This is a genomic window from Campylobacter concisus (assembly GCF_002913765.1).
Taxonomy (GTDB): Bacteria; Campylobacterota; Campylobacteria; order Campylobacterales; family Campylobacteraceae; genus Campylobacter_A; species Campylobacter_A concisus_BB.
This window is the reverse complement of the sequence record NZ_PPCH01000026.1, coordinates 55,905-70,750: the sequence shown is the minus strand read 5'-3', so window position 1 is coordinate 70,750 and position 14,846 is coordinate 55,905. Positions and strand designations below refer to the sequence as shown.

Genomic DNA, 14,846 nt, shown 5'->3' with positions numbered 1-14,846 from the left:
TTTACGCTTTGAAAACTTTTTCAAGATGCGCCTCATACTCTTTTAGGTATCTTGGCACGTCTGGCATCTTGATAACATCGCAGCAGATAAAGTGCGGAAGCGACTTTAAGCCCAAAAACTCATTTGCCTTTCTAAAATGAAAATAAACCCCATCAACGCCGCGCGCCTCAAAAAATTCATTTGGATCACTAAATGCCTCAGCTGGAGCATTCCAAGTAAGACTTAGCATAAATTGTTTGCCATTTAGCAAGCCACCTTTACCGTAGTTTTTCGCAGGATCAACCCTATGCCTACCATCACTCGTATAAAGCTTGCCATGACCTGCGGTAAAGACCTCGTCGATATATTTTTTCACTATCCAAGGCTCGCCCATCCACCAAGCTGGCATCTGCCAAACCACTGCGTCCATCCAGAGAAATTTCTCAACTTCAGCCTCGATATCATAGCCTTGATCTATCACGGTTTGCTTTACCTCGTGACCCATTTTTGCTAGTTTTTCGCATGCAAGATCGTGAAGTGTTTGATTGAGCCTGCCATCTGAATGGCCAAATTTTTTGCCGCCATTTAAAAGTAAAATTTTCATATTCTCTCCTTTAAAAAGCGTAGATTTTAGCCAAAAAAAGTATCATTTTCCTAAACAAAAATGGCTAAACATCTCATCTAAAATTTCGCTTCTCTCAAATGGCTTTGTGATGCTTGCAAGCGCCTTTATCGCGGTATTTAGCTCATAAGCAAAAATTTCTAGCTCCTCTTCACTTAGCCTTAAAAACGCTCTTTTTAAAGCCTCGCTCGCCTCTTTGCAGCTTAAAATTTGGCGGTTTGAGCTTAGCATGATCTCGTCGGTGTCTTGCGTCTTGAGATAGCCCTCAAGCTCTTTTAAAACTACGCTCGTATCAGTTTTTGCAGAAATTTTGATAGCGCCGTCCAAATTTATGTCAAATTTAAACGCAAGATCGCTTTTATTTAGGATAAAAAAGGCTTTTTTATTTGAGTTTGAAACGAGCTTTATTATCTCTTTATCTTGCTCGTCGCTTAAAGATGAGCCGTCAAAGACAGCTAGGATGATGTCGGCCTCGTTTATGGCAGAGATTGAGTAGTTTATGCCGATTTGCTCGATCTTTCCGGCGTCTTTTCTGATGCCTGCGGTGTCTATTATGCGAACTAGATGCGAGCCAATCTTAAAATTTTCTTCTATCCTATCTCTAGTTGTGCCCGCTTCGTCGCTAACTATCGCTCTTTCATATGCCAAAAATGAGTTTAAAATAGAGCTTTTACCAACATTTGGCTTACCGACGATGGCGATCTTAAAGCCATCTATTAGCCCCCTTCTTTGCTCGCTAAGAGTGGCTATGCGCTCTAGCTTCTCGCTATTTTTTAAAAGCATCTGCTTAGTCTGCTCTAGCAAATTTGCAGGCAGATCATCATCGGCATAGTCAATCATCGTCTCAACAAAGGCAAGAGTTTTGACCACTTCGCCCCTGATCTCGCCTACAAATTTACTAAGATCGCCTTGCATCTGACGGGTCAAAATTTTAGCAGCGATCTCGCTTTTTGAAGTGATGAGCCCTTGCATCGCCTCGGCCTTGGCTAGATCCATCTTGCCATTTAAAAATGCCCGCTTACTAAACTCGCCAGGCATTGCAAGCCTTGCGCCAGCTCTTATTAGCTCATTTAAAATTCTCTCACTCACCATCACGCCACCATGAGTTTGAAACTCGACGATATCCTCGCCAGTAAAGCTTGCTGGAGCCTTAAAATATATAACGATGCCCTCGTCTAAAATTTCATCATCAATGGAGTAAATTTTGGCTAGTTTTGCGTATCTTGGCTCTAAATTTGAAAGTTTAAGAAGTTTTAAAGAGATGGCCAGGGCGTCCTTGCCGCTAAGCCTTACGATAGAAACTGAGCCGATGCCATAAGCTGTGGCAAGGGCTGCGATAGTTTCACTCATTTTTTAAAAAAGTCATTTACGACGACAAATTTGCCGTCATTGCCGCTTTTTATGCCGACATATTTATCTGGGAATTTCTCGCGAAGTTTCTCAAGTGCGATCTTGACCAAAACTCCGTCAAGTGGCTTTGTTTGGGCTCTACCGCTATTTTGCACGCGCTCGATCACGCCATTTAGATATTGATCCATCATCGCTTCTTGATTTTGCAAAAATTGTGCGATCTCAAGGCGGATAGCAAGGTTGTATTTTGAATTTAGCCAGTTATAGAGCATATAAGAGATCGCTTTATATCTATAGCCCTCTTTGCCGATAAGTAGCGCCGCGTCAGCACCGTCTAGCTCGATAAGCACGGTCTCATCGTTAAATTTACTAACTTCTACCTTGTCTATCTCAAAGCAACTTGCTTTAAAAAGACGCGTCATGCCCTCTTTTATCTCAGGCAAAATTTTATCAAAGTCGATTACAACTTTCTCTTTTTTCTCTTTTGGTAAAGCTTGAGGTGCGCTCTCTTCATCAGTTTGGTTGAAATTTTCGATGATTGAAGTATCTAGGATGTTTTTAGGAGCACTTTTGCTAGCTTGTGGCTCTTTTGTCCCTTTAGTCTCTTTTTGCTCTTTTGGCTCATCAAGTCTTTTTATGACATATCCTGGCTCATCTGCCTCTTTTTCGCCCTTTTCAGCAAAGGCATCTTTTGCAAGAGCTGAGTTTTTCTCGCTTAAATTTGGCTTTTCATTTTTATGCTCTTTTTGCTCAGATTTAGCCTCGTTTTTCTCATCTTTATGCTTTTTAGGATTTCGCTTTTTATCATTATGATCGTGATCATTATGATCGTGTTTTTTACTCTGTTTTTTCTCTTCTTTTGCAGGCTCGTTTTCATCGCCTTTTTTAGCAAAATTTCTATCATTTTTTGGTTTATGTTGTGGTTTTGGCTGATTTTCTAAATTTGCCTCAATGATCGCTGTCTTTTTAAAAAATCCAAAAATTCCACCACTTGGGTGTTGCAAGACCTTTATATCAAGCTCAGTGACTGAACAATTAAGCTGCTCGGCTGCCTTTTGAAATGCCTCTTGGAGAGTATTTGCTTCTATTTTCATTGAGCCTTTACCTCCGCAGCTTTTTTATGTTTTTCAAAAAGTTTATTTACAAAGACTTGTTGAACGACCGAACAAACGTTATTTACAAACCAGTAGAGCGTAAGACCTGCTGGGAATGTCACAAAGAAAAACGTGAAGATCAAAGGCAAGAATTTCATAACCTTTTCTTGCATAGGATCGGTAAATGTCGTTGGTGTAAGTTTTTGTTGTAAAAACATCGTTAGACCCATTAAAATAGGTAGCACAAAGTATGGATCCATCACTGAAAGATCGTGTATCCAAAGTATCCAAGGAGCACCTTTTAGCTCGATCGCATTTAGTAAAACGCGGTAGATCGCAAAAAATACCGGAATTTGAAGCAAGATCGGCAAGCAGCCACCCATCGGGTTTGCGCCATGTTTTTTGTATAGCTCCATCATATGGACTTGCATCTTTTGCTTATCATCTTTATATTTTGTTTGGATCTCTTTTACCTTTGGAGCAAGCTCTTTTAGCTTATTCATCGATAGCATGCCCTTATAAGTAAGCGGGAACAAAACTATCCTTATAACAAGCGTTAGCACAACTATCGCCCAACCCCAGTTGCCAATGTAGTTATGCAAGAAATTTAAGAATGCAAACATCGGCTTTGCTATAAATGTAAACCAACCATACTCGATAACGTCATTTAGCCTCTCATCCATCGAGCTTAAAATTTTATGCTCTTTTGGTCCGATGTAAGCGCCTAGTTTTAGACTATCGTTTGCCTTTACAAAGACGATAGGATTGTTATTTGCATCTTTATCCACAACGGCTTCAAATGGCTTATCAAATGAGTAAAATAGCGCTGTGTAGTATCTATCAGATGCGGCTGCTATAGTTGTGTTTGCATAGTTTTTAACCTCTTTTGCATCGCCATCTTCTATGATATTTAGGCTATCGTCTGTATTTCTAAGCATGACACCATGAACTGTGTAGCTATCTATCGCGATATTTGGTCTAAAGCCAGGAGTGATAAAATAATCAACACTTTTACTTAAATTTACTTCAACCTCATAATGACCATTTGGATAAAATTTGATATTTTTTGTGACTGTAACGCCGTCTAAATTTTGAGTAAGTTTTATAGTTTTAGGCTCACTGCTAGCATCTACCTCACTAGCGTCACTACTATATGTATATGCAACCTTAAAAGCATCAGTATTTAAAGTGCTATCGTTAAATCTAAGCTCAAGCGGCAGTGGATTTTGTGAAACAAGCTCGATTTTATTGCCATCTTCTGTTTTGTACTTATCTTCGGTGAGATAAAATTTCGCAATTCTACCTAGCTTATCTATCTTTGCTTCGTAGCTTTGACCTTTAATGGTAGCGATTATCTCGTTTGAAGCTAAATTTTCATTTGATTTTGGAGTATCGTTAGTAGAGGCTGGAGCTTTGCTTTGATCCATTGTTTGAGAGATCGTTGTCTGGTTTTGCTCTAGTGGAGCTCTTTTTGGCATAAAAAAGTCATATACTATGAAAAATACGATAGACAAAAGTGCTGCAAGAAGCAACCTTTTTTGCATAGACATCTGTTCCATTTAATTTTTTTCCTTTAATTTATCTAATACTTTTACGACATAAAATTTACTATTTTTGCAAGGGATAAACCAGAAATTTACATTTTTGGTATCGCTTTTTTGAAATATAAAACATGAGTTAAATTTTTTGCGGATGATTGGGTAGTTGATACCGCCTTTGAAAAGTTGATTGCATCTTAAAATTCGCATGAATGTTGCAAAAAAAGCAGAGAAGAAGCTGTTTGTTTGAAATTCCCAAATGGCGTATTGTGAGCAAGTCGGATAGTAGCGACAGCTTTTTGGCAGAAGTATGGAAATATATTTTTGATAAAAAGCGATAAATTTAATCGCAAATTTTTTCATTTTAGACATCCCATTTTTTTTGTAGACCAGCTCAAATTTTTACAAATTTTGTCAAATGAAATTTCTGTAATTCCATTTTTTGCGACCATAATGTAAGTGCCATCTTTTAGCTCATTAGAAATAGAAAAAAAAGCAGCTCTTAAAAGCCTCTTTGCTCTATTTCTAACTACTGCTTTTCCCACTTTTTTGCTAGCAACAACTGCTAATTTTTTTTCAATTGTAGGTTTATAAAAAACTACGCAAGCGTCGCAGTGCCATTTGCTGGCTTCTTTATAAACCTGAGAAAATTCTCTCGAGTCACTTAGTGACTCAAAACCAGCTAAGCAGCCAATCTTTTTCTACCTTTAGCACGTCTAGCGTTGATAACCTTGCGGCCATTTTTAGTTTTCATTCTTAAACGAAAGCCATGAGTACGTTTTTTAGGGGTTTTATGAGGTTGATAAGTCCTTTTCATTTCTAGCCTTAAAGTTAATATAAAAAGTGGGATTTTATCAAAGCAATACTTAAATTCCTTTGAATAAATCAGCCCGACAAAACTATAATTTAAACTTTAAGTAAATCAAGTTATAATCCAAAAATGAAATTTCATAAGAATAAAGATCTCTTAGAAAAATTACTTTTTTTAAAAGCGATCGGTTACAATTTTATAGATGAAAATTTTCTTAATTTAAGTAAATATCAAGATTATAACAGCATAGACGAGCTAAATAGTGAGATAAAAAAGTGCTCTCTTTGCTTTTTGAGAAATAGCTCAAAGTGCGTTTTTACTGGCTTTGGCGATAAAAATAGCAAGATAATGTTTGTATCACTTTGCAAAAAAGATGATTATTTTGAAGGCGCAAGTGGCAAAATTTTAGAAAATGCTATAAACAATGGCTTAAATTTAGAAAAAGATAGTGTTTATATAAGCTTGCTTTTGCGCTGTGAAATTTCAAATAGTGATGCGAAAAATCCAGCGTTAAAGAGCTCGTTTGAGCTTTGTAGGCCATATCTTTTAGAAGAGATAAGGTTTATTAAGCCAAAAATTATCATCACTTTAGGAGAGGAAGCTTTCATGCATCTTTATCCAAATTTGCTCTCAAAGGGCGGATTTTCAAGTATAAGAGGGAGCATTTTAAAAGATTATGATAGGTTTATAATGCCAACTTTTTCACCAGAGTGGATAAGCAAAAATCCAAGTTTTGAAGAAAATTTTATAGATGATTTGAAAAAAATCAAGGGAGTGATATGAAAAGAATTTTTCTTTTTTTAGTTATATTTGTAAGCCTTTTTGCAGCGCAAAATGAAGCCTTAAGCGAGATGCAAGACAAGCTCAATGAGGCAAAATTTGAAAGCAACATCACTAAAAATCAAAGCCTCTCAAGCATACCGCCAGCAAAGATCACTTACATAAATTTAGAGTCAGAATTTTGTGATAGCTCTTGCTTAAATGAGCTTATTAAGAGCGATATGCTAGCTAGCTTTATGGCGAGATTTGAGCCAGCAAAGATAGATGATAAGGCACTTTTGGACCTTTACGCTTCGCTTGGCGGAGAGATGGTTTTAAAGCTTGCCACAAGTGATAAGATAGCAGTCATCATCCCTCAAAAGGTTATAAAATCATACGCAAATGTCGTATCAAACGCGATTCTAAGCTATATCTTAAAGCAAGATGCAAATGTAGAAGTGAAATTTATAAATAGCAGCGACGAGAGTTTGCCTAGCCTTCAAAACGCGCTTCAAAACGCTAGAAACGAGGGCTTTATCTACTTCATAGCGGCCCTTACTCAAAATGGCGCAAACATAGTAAATTCTCTCATCTTGCCAAACGAACTCATCTACATCCCAAGTGTTCATAGCTCTTTCGTGGCAGCTCCAAAGCCAAATTTGATCTTTGGTGGGGTTGATTATAAAGCGCAAATTTCAGCCCTGCTCGCTTTTGCCAACGAAAAAATAGTCGCCTTTGACGATGGCAGCGCGCTAGCACAAAAACTAAATGAGTATGTACGCATGCAAAGCAATGACTACTACGAGAGCTCGATCACTGGCAAAGATATAAATTTAAACAACACTTTAAGCAAAAAGTCTAAATTTGATAATGCAAGCGTCTTTTTAAATATCCCTATAGTTAAAGCTTCTCTTGTAGCAACGCAGATGAGAGGCTTTGAGATAAAGCCTTACGCACTTTTAAGCACGCAAATAAATTTCTTGCCAAATATCTTTAGCGCCATCACACAAAGAGATAGGCAAAACCTCTTTGTGGCAAATTCACTAAATTTACTTGATGAGAGTTTTTTAGGGCTTGGGGATCTTTTTGGAGTTGATTTTAGATACTCACAGATCGGCTACTCAAGTGCCTTGGGAGTGGAGTATATCTATACAAATTTCATAAACAAAAATGCCAGCAAAATTTTTGCTGAGAGGGTTGAGGGCTCGCAAGTTTTATATGATGTAAAAATTTATGATACAAAAAGCGATCACTTTAATGAGGTAAATTCGCAGGAGCAAAACAGCACAAGCGAGATTTAGCAGTTTTGCTTGCTAAAATTTAACCTCATTTATAAAAGTTTTCATGCTCTCATCTATCTTTGCTAGCCTGCCATCTTTCATAAAAGCTAGCGTGATAGTCGCTTTAAAGAGCAGTTTTTCGGCATCTTTTTCACCAAATTTATAAATTTCTTGCTCTAAAACAAGGCTTGCCTTTTTAAGCTCTACGAGCTTTGTTCTCACAAAAACCTCGTCGCCAAGCACGGCTGAAGCGAGAAATTTAGCCTCAAGAGCTGAAACAACAAAGTATCCGCCCTCTTTTGTAAAATTTAGCCCAGCCTCAAAAAAAGCTTCACTTCTGGCTCGCTCGCAATATTTAATATAGTTTGTATGATAGACGATGCCGCCTGCATCGGTATCTTCATAATAAATTCTTATCTTCACAGCAAAGCTCCTTTAAATTTTCATTTGCTCTTACTAGGCTTGCCTTTAGCGCCTCTAGTTATCGTAAGTGATTGATCATAAAACAAGATAAGCACCACAGAAACGCCCACACCAAGCGCTAGCGAGACCGTTGTAGTCGTGATGGCATTATCAAAAAATATGATCAAATACTCATTTTTCTTAGCGATACTTGTCTCATTTAAAAATGAAAAAAGTGCTAAGATCCCTTTATATGCAAAAACTCCTGGAACCATCGGCAAAAGCGCTGGAAATGCGATGATCTCAGCTGGCACCTTTAGCCGTTTGGCAAAGAGCATGCCTAAAATTCCGCTCATAAAAGAGACAATGAGCGTTGCGACACTGATGTTAAAAAATCCCATCTGCATGATCCAAAAGCGACTAGCATGTGCAAATGCAGCGAGCAAGGCACAAAAGATGAGAGTTCTTTTTGGAGGCGAGCTAGCATAGGCAAAGCCAAGTCCAGCCACCGCAGCAAAGCCAGCATCTACAAGCGTTTCACTCAAAAGCTCAAACATTTAGTATCTCCGCACTGCTAAGCGTTAGCGTGATATAGACGCCAACAGCCATGCAAAGTATGAGGATGCCCGTGCTTATGGCTCTACTGATGCCAACAAGGGTGTTGTCATTTAGGATATCAAAGACTGAATTTATGAGAAAAACGCCAGGCATCATAAAGAGCACAGACGAGCCTATCGCCACGTCGCTTGTATGTGTAAGCCCGTAAGATACGCCAAGATAGGCGATAAATGAGACGACAAAGGACGTTAGGACGTATTGAACCTTTAAATTTACACCCATTTTCGCAAGGGCAAATTTAAGAGTGTAGCCAACAAGCGTTGCAAAAAATATGCAAACAACTGAGCCAGCATCGCCTCCAAAAAGTCTGCAAAATGCCGCATTTGCAAGGCTTATCAAGATAAGCGAGCTAGCAAATTTATTTGCACTGACACTCATCACACCCTCAAAGCCCCTTTTAGCTTCGTCTAAGCTTAAACCCTCATCTAAAATTTGCCAGCTAAGTGAAGATAGCTCAGAAATTCTGTTAAAGCTAACCTGCCCTAGAGGGATCTTTCTCACATAAGTTCGGCGCAAGGAGTTATCCTGCGAGTCCATCACGCTAATGGTAAAATACTTCACAAAAATGGTCACGCTAACGTCGTATCCGTAGTGCTTAGCTATGCGGTCGACGCACTTTTCTACACGCGCTGTGTATGTGCCAGCGCTCACCATCGCTGTCGTGTATTCGGCGAGGAAATTTGTTAAGATTTGGATATCAGGCTTGGCGTTCATCTTGACTGATCTTAAATTTCACAAAAAACAAAATGAGCTGCAAAACAAGCATCACTTTCATCACATATTCGCTTGCGCTATGCATCTTAGCAAACTCTGCTGTCTGCGTCGCATCAGCACCTAGGCTTTGAGCTTGCACGATAAAAGGCGTAAAGATAAAGATAAAGCTTAGTGCTAGGGCTAAATTTAAAAACGAGAGCATAAATGTGCTAAATTTTAGTGAAAATGCAAGCTTTTTTCTTAGATCAAAGAGCTCGCTAACCGCCACAAATGCGCTTACAAATAGCAAAACGTAGTTAAATTTTAAAAATATCTTTGTCATCATCTGTCCGCTCATAAAATGTGTGAGCACCCCCTCGCCTATGATGCTTTGTGGGAAAAATATGACTGGCGCGACCAAAATTCCAAGCGTCAGCTCAGTACCAATCACCGCAGCTAATAGTAAAAAATAGATACTTCTCAATCTCTCTCCTTTATAGTTTTAATCTCGCGCAAAAGCCCCTGTCAAAGCCCGCTAAGTCCTTGTAAAAAGCGCTTTTAAAGCCATTAAATTTTAGCGCCATCTCCATGCTAGCCATTTGATCATAGCCCATCTCGCAGGCAATATTTTTTATGCCGCGATTTCTAGCGATAAGGATGATGTTTTTTAAAATTTCATCTCCGACCTCACCACCAAATAGCGCCTCATGCGGCTCGTTTATCACAAATTTATCAAGCTTATAGCCTCGCGCGATATATGGTGGGTTTGAGACCAAGATGTCGATACCACCAGAAATTTCATCGATATATGAGCATTTTACAAACTCAATTTTATCACTTACATTAAATTTAAGCGCATTTTTTTTAGCTAGTTTCAGAGCCTTTTCATTTATATCGGTGGCTACTATTTTAGCGTTTGTTTTAAGGGCAAGCATGACGCTTATTATCCCGCTGCCAGTGCCGATCTCAGCGATCTTTGGCGCTTTATAGCCACTTGCTATCTCTAGCACTTTATCAACTAAAATTTCAGTCTCAGGGCGCGGTATCAAAACGCCACTTTCTACCTCAAACTCCAGCCCATAAAAGCCAGCCTTGCCAGTGATGTACTCAAGTGGCTCGTAGTTTTCAAAGCGCTTTACAAGGGCAAAGTAACCGACATCGTCAAATTCGCTCTTTTGGTTTAAAAATATCCACTCGATGCTCACATCAAGGTAGCTCATGAGCAAAATTTTAGCCACCCTGCTTGGGTTTTCACAAAGCGGCTTTAGCCTTAAATTTGCTTCTTTTAGAGCCTCTTCAACTCTCATTTTCTAGCTCATTTATCCGCTCAAAAAGGCTTGGGTGCGAGTGATAGACAAATGAGTAAAGCCAGTGCGACTTTGGAAATGCTTTGTTTTCGCTGCCAAGCTTGGTTAGGGCGTTTATCATGTCGGTTTTGTTTGAAATTTCTTTTGAAAATCTATCTGCGCCAAATTCATTTTTACGGCTAAAGTGCGAGATGATCGGTGAAAAAAGAAAGCTAAAAATAGGCGAGAAAAGCACCAAAAAGATGATGATACTAGCGCCATTTTGCCCTAGTCCTATCGCCTCATATGCACCAGCACTAACGTTTCCAAAGATAAAAAATAGACAAAATAGCATGACCGCACTTAGTGCTATCATTTTTAGGATATCTTTATGTTTAAAGTGCCCAAGTTCATGCCCCAAAACCGCCACGATCTCTGCGGTGCTTAGCTTTTTTATCAGCGTGTCAAAAAGCACCACTCGCTTTGTCGCTCCAAGCCCGCCAAAATAGGCATTTAAGCGGTTGTCGCGCTTACTAGCATCTATCGTATAAACGCCACTACTTTTAAAGCCACATTTTGCAAGTAAGCCCTCTATCTTGCCCTTTAACTCGCCATCTTCAAGCGGTGACATCTTATTAAAGATAGGCGCGATGAGCGTTGGATATATTAAATTTATGATTAAAGCGATGCCAAAACTTAGCAAAAATGCCCAAAACCACCAAAACTCTCCAAGAAAATTTATACATAAAAGCACGAGCCAGACGAAGGCCGAGCCAAAAACGAGCATTAGCGCTAGCGACTTTATAGTATCAACTAAAAATATCTTTGCGCTCATGTTTGAAAAGCCTAGTTTTTTGTCCTTTACAAAGCTCTCGTAGATATTTAGCGGTAGATCAAGAAGCGACGAGATCAGCAAAAAGCTCATCACAAATATGATATTTTCAAGCATAGTGCCATCTTTTAGGCAAACACTTGAGAGCATCTTTAGCCCAAAGCTTATCCACGCAAAGAAAATAATGGCGTGATAGATGAGGCTAAAAATTTCAAATTTTAGGTTTGTCACGGCGGCAACTGCGGCGTTTTTATATTCGCTCGCTTCAAGCACCACTGGCTCTTTTTTAGCCTCAGCTCTTACAAAGCCGATCTGCAAATTCGCCAAAAAAAGCTTAAAAATCACATAAAAAATATAGATAAATAAAAGTGTATAAAACATATTCTCCCTTAAATTTCATAAAGACTAAAGCAGCCATAGTCCGTTCTAACTGCGAGCTTGCCATCTATAAATTTAGCCTCGCAGTTTTTTACGACGTGATCTAGCGTAAATTCCGCCATCGCGTTGCCACTTTTTAGATTGATAGCGTAGCCCCTGCTTTGATCTATCACCACAAGCTTGCCAGCCTCCACGCAAAACTCGCTCACTCTTAGGTACTCATCCTTTATCCAATGCTGCTTTGTCACTTTTGCGCTCTTGATATCAAGGCAAAATAGCTTGTTTTCAGGATACTGCCTAAGCAAAAGCGTGTTTTCGTCTAAAAAGCAAATTTTATCAAGCACGCCAAATTCTGCTCTTAGCTCGCTTAAAATTTCGCCATTTTTTACATTTAAAATTTGCAGCTCATTTTCTTTGGTGCAAAGTGCAAGCATGCTAGCATCAGCGTTTAGCGCCGCACAAAGTATCGGTGCGTAGCTTTTTTCGCTACATTTATACTCGCCGATCTTTAAAATTTTACCTTCATAAAAAGTAAAAATCTGCCCAAACATACCAAAGACGGCTACATCATTTGAAGCACAGATAAAGCTAGCTATCTCGCTACCTTTTTTAACATTTTGCTCGGCTAAAATTTCACGAAATTTAGCCTCTTTTGGCTCAAAAATGTAAATTTCATGATCAAGATCTAAAAGCAAATTTTCGCCTGCGCGCTCGGCGTCCCATGCAAGCGGCTTTGGCAAGACGATCTGCTCTTTTATAGCGCCACTTCGATCAAGCCTCACCAAAATATCACTAGGCTTGTCACCATCTTTTGGACCGCCACTTTTATAAACGTAAATTTCATCTCTTAAGCCTGCAAACGAAAGCGCTCCAGTGTATCCACCACCGATATAGACATGCAGACTCGCTTCACCAGCTTTTGCCTCGCTATCTTGCAATATAAAGCCCTTTTTTAGGCTCTCCCACTCTTTTTTGACGCAGGCTTTTATAGCCTCCGTCTCGCTTGCAAATTCTTTTTTGCTCTGCTTTGTTTTGCCGCCTTTTTGGCTCACGCTCACTAAAGCATTACACTCTACGCTAAGTCTTAGGCGCTCACCACTATCAAAATTTACAAGCTCACGCATATTTTACTTCAAAAAGTTGTCGTAAAAACTACTGATAAATAGCACCAAAATGACAAAAGGCACGATAAATTTGATATAGAAAAACCAAATATTTATAAGCTTTGCGTACTTTTCGCTACCTTGCAAGATCTCTTTTTTCGCTTCATCTTTTAGCACCCAGCCCACAAATATCGCACATCCAAGCGAGGTCAGCACGAAAAATATGGTCGCACTTATCGCGTCATATGCGTCAAAGATATTTTTACCAAAAATGCTCACATGACTTAGTAAATTTGTAGCCATAAGTGAGGGCAAATTCCCAAGCACGAAGATGACACTAAGCACTAAAAATATCGCTTTTTTGCGTTTTATCTTAAATTTCTCTTGCAGTGTGGTAATGATCACTTCATATATCGGCAGCGACGTCGTAAGCGCAGCGATCATAAGAAGCGCAAAAAATGCAACCGCGAAAAATCCGCCAAAAGGCATGTGCGAAAAAACGATCGGAAGTGACTTGAAAACTAGGCTAGGACCGCTATCTGGCGAGACGCCGTAGCTAAAGAGCGACGGAAATATCATAAAGCCAGCAAGCACGGCTATGACGGTGTTTAAGATGCCTGTGATGATAGAAATTTTAACTAAGCCTTCGTCCTTTTTTACAAAGCTTGAAAGCGTTATCATCACGCCAAATCCAAGCGAAAGCGCAAAGAAAACCTGCCCCAAAACCTCGACAAAAAGCTTTAAATTTATCTTTGAAAAATCAGGCGTTAAGTAAAATTTCACACCCTCCATCGCACCCCCAAGCGTGATGTTTTTAGCGATCATGACGAGCATCAAGATAAAAAGAAGCGGCATTAGATATTTTGCTGAGCGCTCGATGCCACCAACTGCACCTTGCACCAAGATAGCGTAATTAACCAGAACAAAAACAAGGGTTGCAAAGCTGATGGCTAGCGGGTTGCTAACGATATTTTGCTCGTAAAATGCGCTAGTTTGCTCAAAGCTCACGATGTGCGAGAGATCAAGCAGGCCAAATGAAATTTGAGCGATATAGTTTAAGACCCAGCCGCCGATAACCATATAATAAGCCATGATGCCAAATGCGCCAACAAGCCCCATCCAGCCCACTATCTGCCACTTTTTGCTGATCTTTTTGCCATTTACTGTGCCACCAAATGCATCTACGGCGTTGCACTTTAGGCGCCTACCGATGGCGTTTTCAACCAAAATCATAGGAATACCAATGACTATCATCGCTATGCAAAACACGAGAACATAGGCCCCGCCGCCGTTTTGACCGACTAGGTAAGGAAACCGCCACGTCGCGCCAAAGCCGACCGTAGCCCCTGCAACAGCTAAAATGTATGTAAGTCTCGAACTCCACGATTTTCTATCCATATTATCTACCTTTGTGAAAAATTTGGATTATATAAAAAAAATGATTAAATTTTGCTAGCAAAAGGCGATGCTTGCGTGTAAATTTGGCTTTTTTGCTAAATTTTAGGACTTTTATGGACGGAATTTATTTTTAAATTTGCGTGTAAATTTATTCAAAAAGTTTGTTTATCTAAAACACCAAATTCTACATATCCCTCCATCGCAATGAGTAATATCCAGCCATCTTTTTGGCTGCAAAAATAGTGATGTTGCGGGACATTCTCTACCATAAATTTTAAAAAATCATAAAAGCATTCAGGCACAAATTTAAGCTCTAGGCTAGTTAGACCATCACCAACGTAGCCTATCTCGCCGTTTAAAATTTTACTTTGAATGCTTGGATATGAACCTAGAAAATTTTTAATATCAGATAAATTTTTATAATCAGCTGTTTTATAATCTTTTAAATTTTGCAAAAGCGGTTTTGAACCGACAAAGGTAAAATTTCGCTCTATAAAATTTGCTACATCATCGCTTTTGTGCCATTTTTGACCCAAATTTGACAAAAAAGCAAGCACCTCATCATCAGCTGGTGTAAAATTTAAAACTGGACTTTTCTGGCTCATTTGTCTCCCTTTTGTAAGATCGCTACACCTTTATAAAAGAGGGATTATATAAAAATTTATGGTGGTTTTATAATTTTACGTGGCAGTTAATGAGCAAA

The 14,846-nt window shown here is 39.1% G+C and carries 18 protein-coding genes; 2 read left to right on the top strand and 16 right to left on the bottom strand.

Annotated elements, in window-relative coordinates:
• Window position 1: 1 nt before the first annotated feature.
• The 7 genes from CYO89_RS09635 to rpmH are packed head-to-tail and all read right to left on the bottom strand — an operon-like array spanning window position 2 to window position 5,400.
• Window positions 2–583, bottom strand: a complete 582-nt coding sequence (locus CYO89_RS09635) for an NAD(P)H-dependent oxidoreductase (RefSeq protein WP_103598120.1) — start codon at window positions 581–583, stop codon at window positions 2–4.
• Between the two features lie 42 nt (window positions 584–625).
• Window positions 626–1,951, bottom strand: coding sequence for a tRNA uridine-5-carboxymethylaminomethyl(34) synthesis GTPase MnmE (gene mnmE, locus CYO89_RS09630; protein ID WP_103598119.1), 1,326 nt, complete (start codon window positions 1,949–1,951; stop codon window positions 626–628).
• A complete protein-coding gene (locus CYO89_RS09625) occupies window positions 1,948–3,045 on the bottom strand; it encodes a Jag N-terminal domain-containing protein (protein WP_103598118.1) in 1,098 nt (365 codons plus the stop codon). The genes mnmE and CYO89_RS09625 overlap by 4 nt, the downstream gene beginning before the upstream one ends.
• Window positions 3,042–4,604 carry a membrane protein insertase YidC gene (gene yidC / locus CYO89_RS09620; RefSeq protein ID WP_103598117.1) on the bottom strand — a complete coding sequence of 521 codons (1,563 nt, stop codon included), beginning with the start codon at window positions 4,602–4,604 and terminating at the stop codon, window positions 3,042–3,044. The genes CYO89_RS09625 and yidC overlap by 4 nt, the downstream gene beginning before the upstream one ends.
• The gene (yidD, locus tag CYO89_RS09615; RefSeq protein WP_103598116.1) at window positions 4,605–4,946 is read right to left on the bottom strand and encodes a membrane protein insertion efficiency factor YidD; all 342 of its coding nucleotides are present in this window, start codon (window positions 4,944–4,946) and stop codon (window positions 4,605–4,607) included.
• Complete coding sequence (gene rnpA, locus CYO89_RS09610) at window positions 4,943–5,278, bottom strand: ribonuclease P protein component (protein ID WP_035142427.1); 336 nt, start codon at window positions 5,276–5,278, stop codon at window positions 4,943–4,945. The genes yidD and rnpA overlap by 4 nt, the downstream gene beginning before the upstream one ends.
• On the bottom strand, window positions 5,266–5,400 hold the full coding sequence (rpmH, locus tag CYO89_RS09605; RefSeq protein ID WP_002940373.1) for a 50S ribosomal protein L34: 135 nt from the start codon (window positions 5,398–5,400) through the stop codon (window positions 5,266–5,268). Before rpmH ends, rnpA begins: the two co-directional genes overlap by 13 nt.
• 285 nt (window positions 5,401–5,685) lie before the next feature.
• On the opposite strand from rpmH, the gene CYO89_RS09600 reads away from it, so the two are divergent.
• Together CYO89_RS09600 and CYO89_RS09595 are read left to right on the top strand one after the other, a co-directional pair.
• Window positions 5,686–6,177 (top strand): uracil-DNA glycosylase family protein, encoded by a 492-nt coding sequence (locus tag CYO89_RS09600; protein ID WP_258032565.1) that lies wholly within the window; start codon window positions 5,686–5,688, stop codon window positions 6,175–6,177.
• Window positions 6,174–7,454, top strand: a complete 1,281-nt coding sequence (locus CYO89_RS09595; RefSeq protein WP_103598114.1) for a hypothetical protein — start codon at window positions 6,174–6,176, stop codon at window positions 7,452–7,454. Before CYO89_RS09600 ends, CYO89_RS09595 begins: the two co-directional genes overlap by 4 nt.
• Before the next feature lie 12 nt (window positions 7,455–7,466).
• On the opposite strand, the gene CYO89_RS09590 is transcribed toward CYO89_RS09595, so the two are convergent.
• The 9 genes from CYO89_RS09590 to CYO89_RS09550 all read right to left on the bottom strand — a co-directional run bounded on the left by CYO89_RS09590 (window position 7,467) and on the right by CYO89_RS09550 (window position 14,748).
• Window positions 7,467–7,856: a YbgC/FadM family acyl-CoA thioesterase gene (locus CYO89_RS09590; RefSeq protein ID WP_103598113.1), complete on the bottom strand. Its 390-nt coding sequence runs from the start codon at window positions 7,854–7,856 to the stop codon at window positions 7,467–7,469.
• A gap of 20 nt (window positions 7,857–7,876) precedes the next feature.
• Window positions 7,877–8,392 (bottom strand): threonine/serine exporter family protein, encoded by a 516-nt coding sequence (locus CYO89_RS09585; protein WP_009293668.1) that lies wholly within the window; start codon window positions 8,390–8,392, stop codon window positions 7,877–7,879.
• Entirely contained in the window at window positions 8,385–9,167 is a 783-nt protein-coding gene (locus tag CYO89_RS09580) for a threonine/serine exporter family protein (protein WP_103598112.1), read from the bottom strand. The genes CYO89_RS09585 and CYO89_RS09580 overlap by 8 nt, the downstream gene beginning before the upstream one ends.
• Window positions 9,151–9,630: a DUF4149 domain-containing protein gene (locus CYO89_RS09575; protein WP_103598111.1), complete on the bottom strand. Its 480-nt coding sequence runs from the start codon at window positions 9,628–9,630 to the stop codon at window positions 9,151–9,153. Before CYO89_RS09575 ends, CYO89_RS09580 begins: the two co-directional genes overlap by 17 nt.
• A gap of 10 nt (window positions 9,631–9,640) precedes the next feature.
• The gene (prmC, locus tag CYO89_RS09570) at window positions 9,641–10,453 is read right to left on the bottom strand and encodes a peptide chain release factor N(5)-glutamine methyltransferase (protein WP_103598110.1); all 813 of its coding nucleotides are present in this window, start codon (window positions 10,451–10,453) and stop codon (window positions 9,641–9,643) included.
• Entirely contained in the window at window positions 10,443–11,645 is a 1,203-nt protein-coding gene (locus tag CYO89_RS09565; protein WP_103598109.1) for a M48 family metallopeptidase, read from the bottom strand. The genes prmC and CYO89_RS09565 overlap by 11 nt, the downstream gene beginning before the upstream one ends.
• A gap of 8 nt (window positions 11,646–11,653) precedes the next feature.
• Window positions 11,654–12,766 (bottom strand): hypothetical protein, encoded by a 1,113-nt coding sequence (locus tag CYO89_RS09560; RefSeq protein ID WP_103598108.1) that lies wholly within the window; start codon window positions 12,764–12,766, stop codon window positions 11,654–11,656.
• 3 nt (window positions 12,767–12,769) lie between these two features.
• Window positions 12,770–14,143, bottom strand: coding sequence for a sodium-dependent transporter (locus CYO89_RS09555; protein WP_103572329.1), 1,374 nt, complete (start codon window positions 14,141–14,143; stop codon window positions 12,770–12,772).
• A 152-nt stretch (window positions 14,144–14,295) separates the two neighbouring features.
• Window positions 14,296–14,748 (bottom strand): hypothetical protein, encoded by a 453-nt coding sequence (locus CYO89_RS09550; protein ID WP_103598107.1) that lies wholly within the window; start codon window positions 14,746–14,748, stop codon window positions 14,296–14,298.
• Window positions 14,749–14,846: the final 98 nt, after the last annotated feature.

What these genes read in the sequence shown, in the direction of transcription:
- CYO89_RS09635 (WP_103598120.1), bottom strand. Translation starts at nt 583, where the DNA reads ATGAAAATTTTACTTTTAAATGGCGGCAAAAAATTTGGCCATTCAGAT.
- mnmE (WP_103598119.1), bottom strand. Translation starts at nt 1,951, where the DNA reads ATGAGTGAAACTATCGCAGCCCTTGCCACAGCTTATGGCATCGGCTCA.
- CYO89_RS09625 (WP_103598118.1), bottom strand. Translation starts at nt 3,045, where the DNA reads ATGAAAATAGAAGCAAATACTCTCCAAGAGGCATTTCAAAAGGCAGCC.
- yidC (WP_103598117.1), bottom strand. Translation starts at nt 4,604, where the DNA reads ATGGAACAGATGTCTATGCAAAAAAGGTTGCTTCTTGCAGCACTTTTG.
- yidD (WP_103598116.1), bottom strand. Translation starts at nt 4,946, where the DNA reads ATGAAAAAATTTGCGATTAAATTTATCGCTTTTTATCAAAAATATATT.
- rpmH (WP_002940373.1), bottom strand. Translation starts at nt 5,400, where the DNA reads ATGAAAAGGACTTATCAACCTCATAAAACCCCTAAAAAACGTACTCAT.
- CYO89_RS09595 (WP_103598114.1), top strand. Translation starts at nt 6,174, where the DNA reads ATGAAAAGAATTTTTCTTTTTTTAGTTATATTTGTAAGCCTTTTTGCA.
- CYO89_RS09585 (WP_009293668.1), bottom strand. Translation starts at nt 8,392, where the DNA reads ATGTTTGAGCTTTTGAGTGAAACGCTTGTAGATGCTGGCTTTGCTGCG.
- CYO89_RS09580 (WP_103598112.1), bottom strand. Translation starts at nt 9,167, where the DNA reads ATGAACGCCAAGCCTGATATCCAAATCTTAACAAATTTCCTCGCCGAA.
- prmC (WP_103598110.1), bottom strand. Translation starts at nt 10,453, where the DNA reads ATGAGAGTTGAAGAGGCTCTAAAAGAAGCAAATTTAAGGCTAAAGCCG.
- CYO89_RS09565 (WP_103598109.1), bottom strand. Translation starts at nt 11,645, where the DNA reads ATGTTTTATACACTTTTATTTATCTATATTTTTTATGTGATTTTTAAG.
- CYO89_RS09560 (WP_103598108.1), bottom strand. Translation starts at nt 12,766, where the DNA reads ATGCGTGAGCTTGTAAATTTTGATAGTGGTGAGCGCCTAAGACTTAGC.
- CYO89_RS09555 (WP_103572329.1), bottom strand. Translation starts at nt 14,143, where the DNA reads ATGGATAGAAAATCGTGGAGTTCGAGACTTACATACATTTTAGCTGTT.
- CYO89_RS09550 (WP_103598107.1), bottom strand. Translation starts at nt 14,748, where the DNA reads ATGAGCCAGAAAAGTCCAGTTTTAAATTTTACACCAGCTGATGATGAG.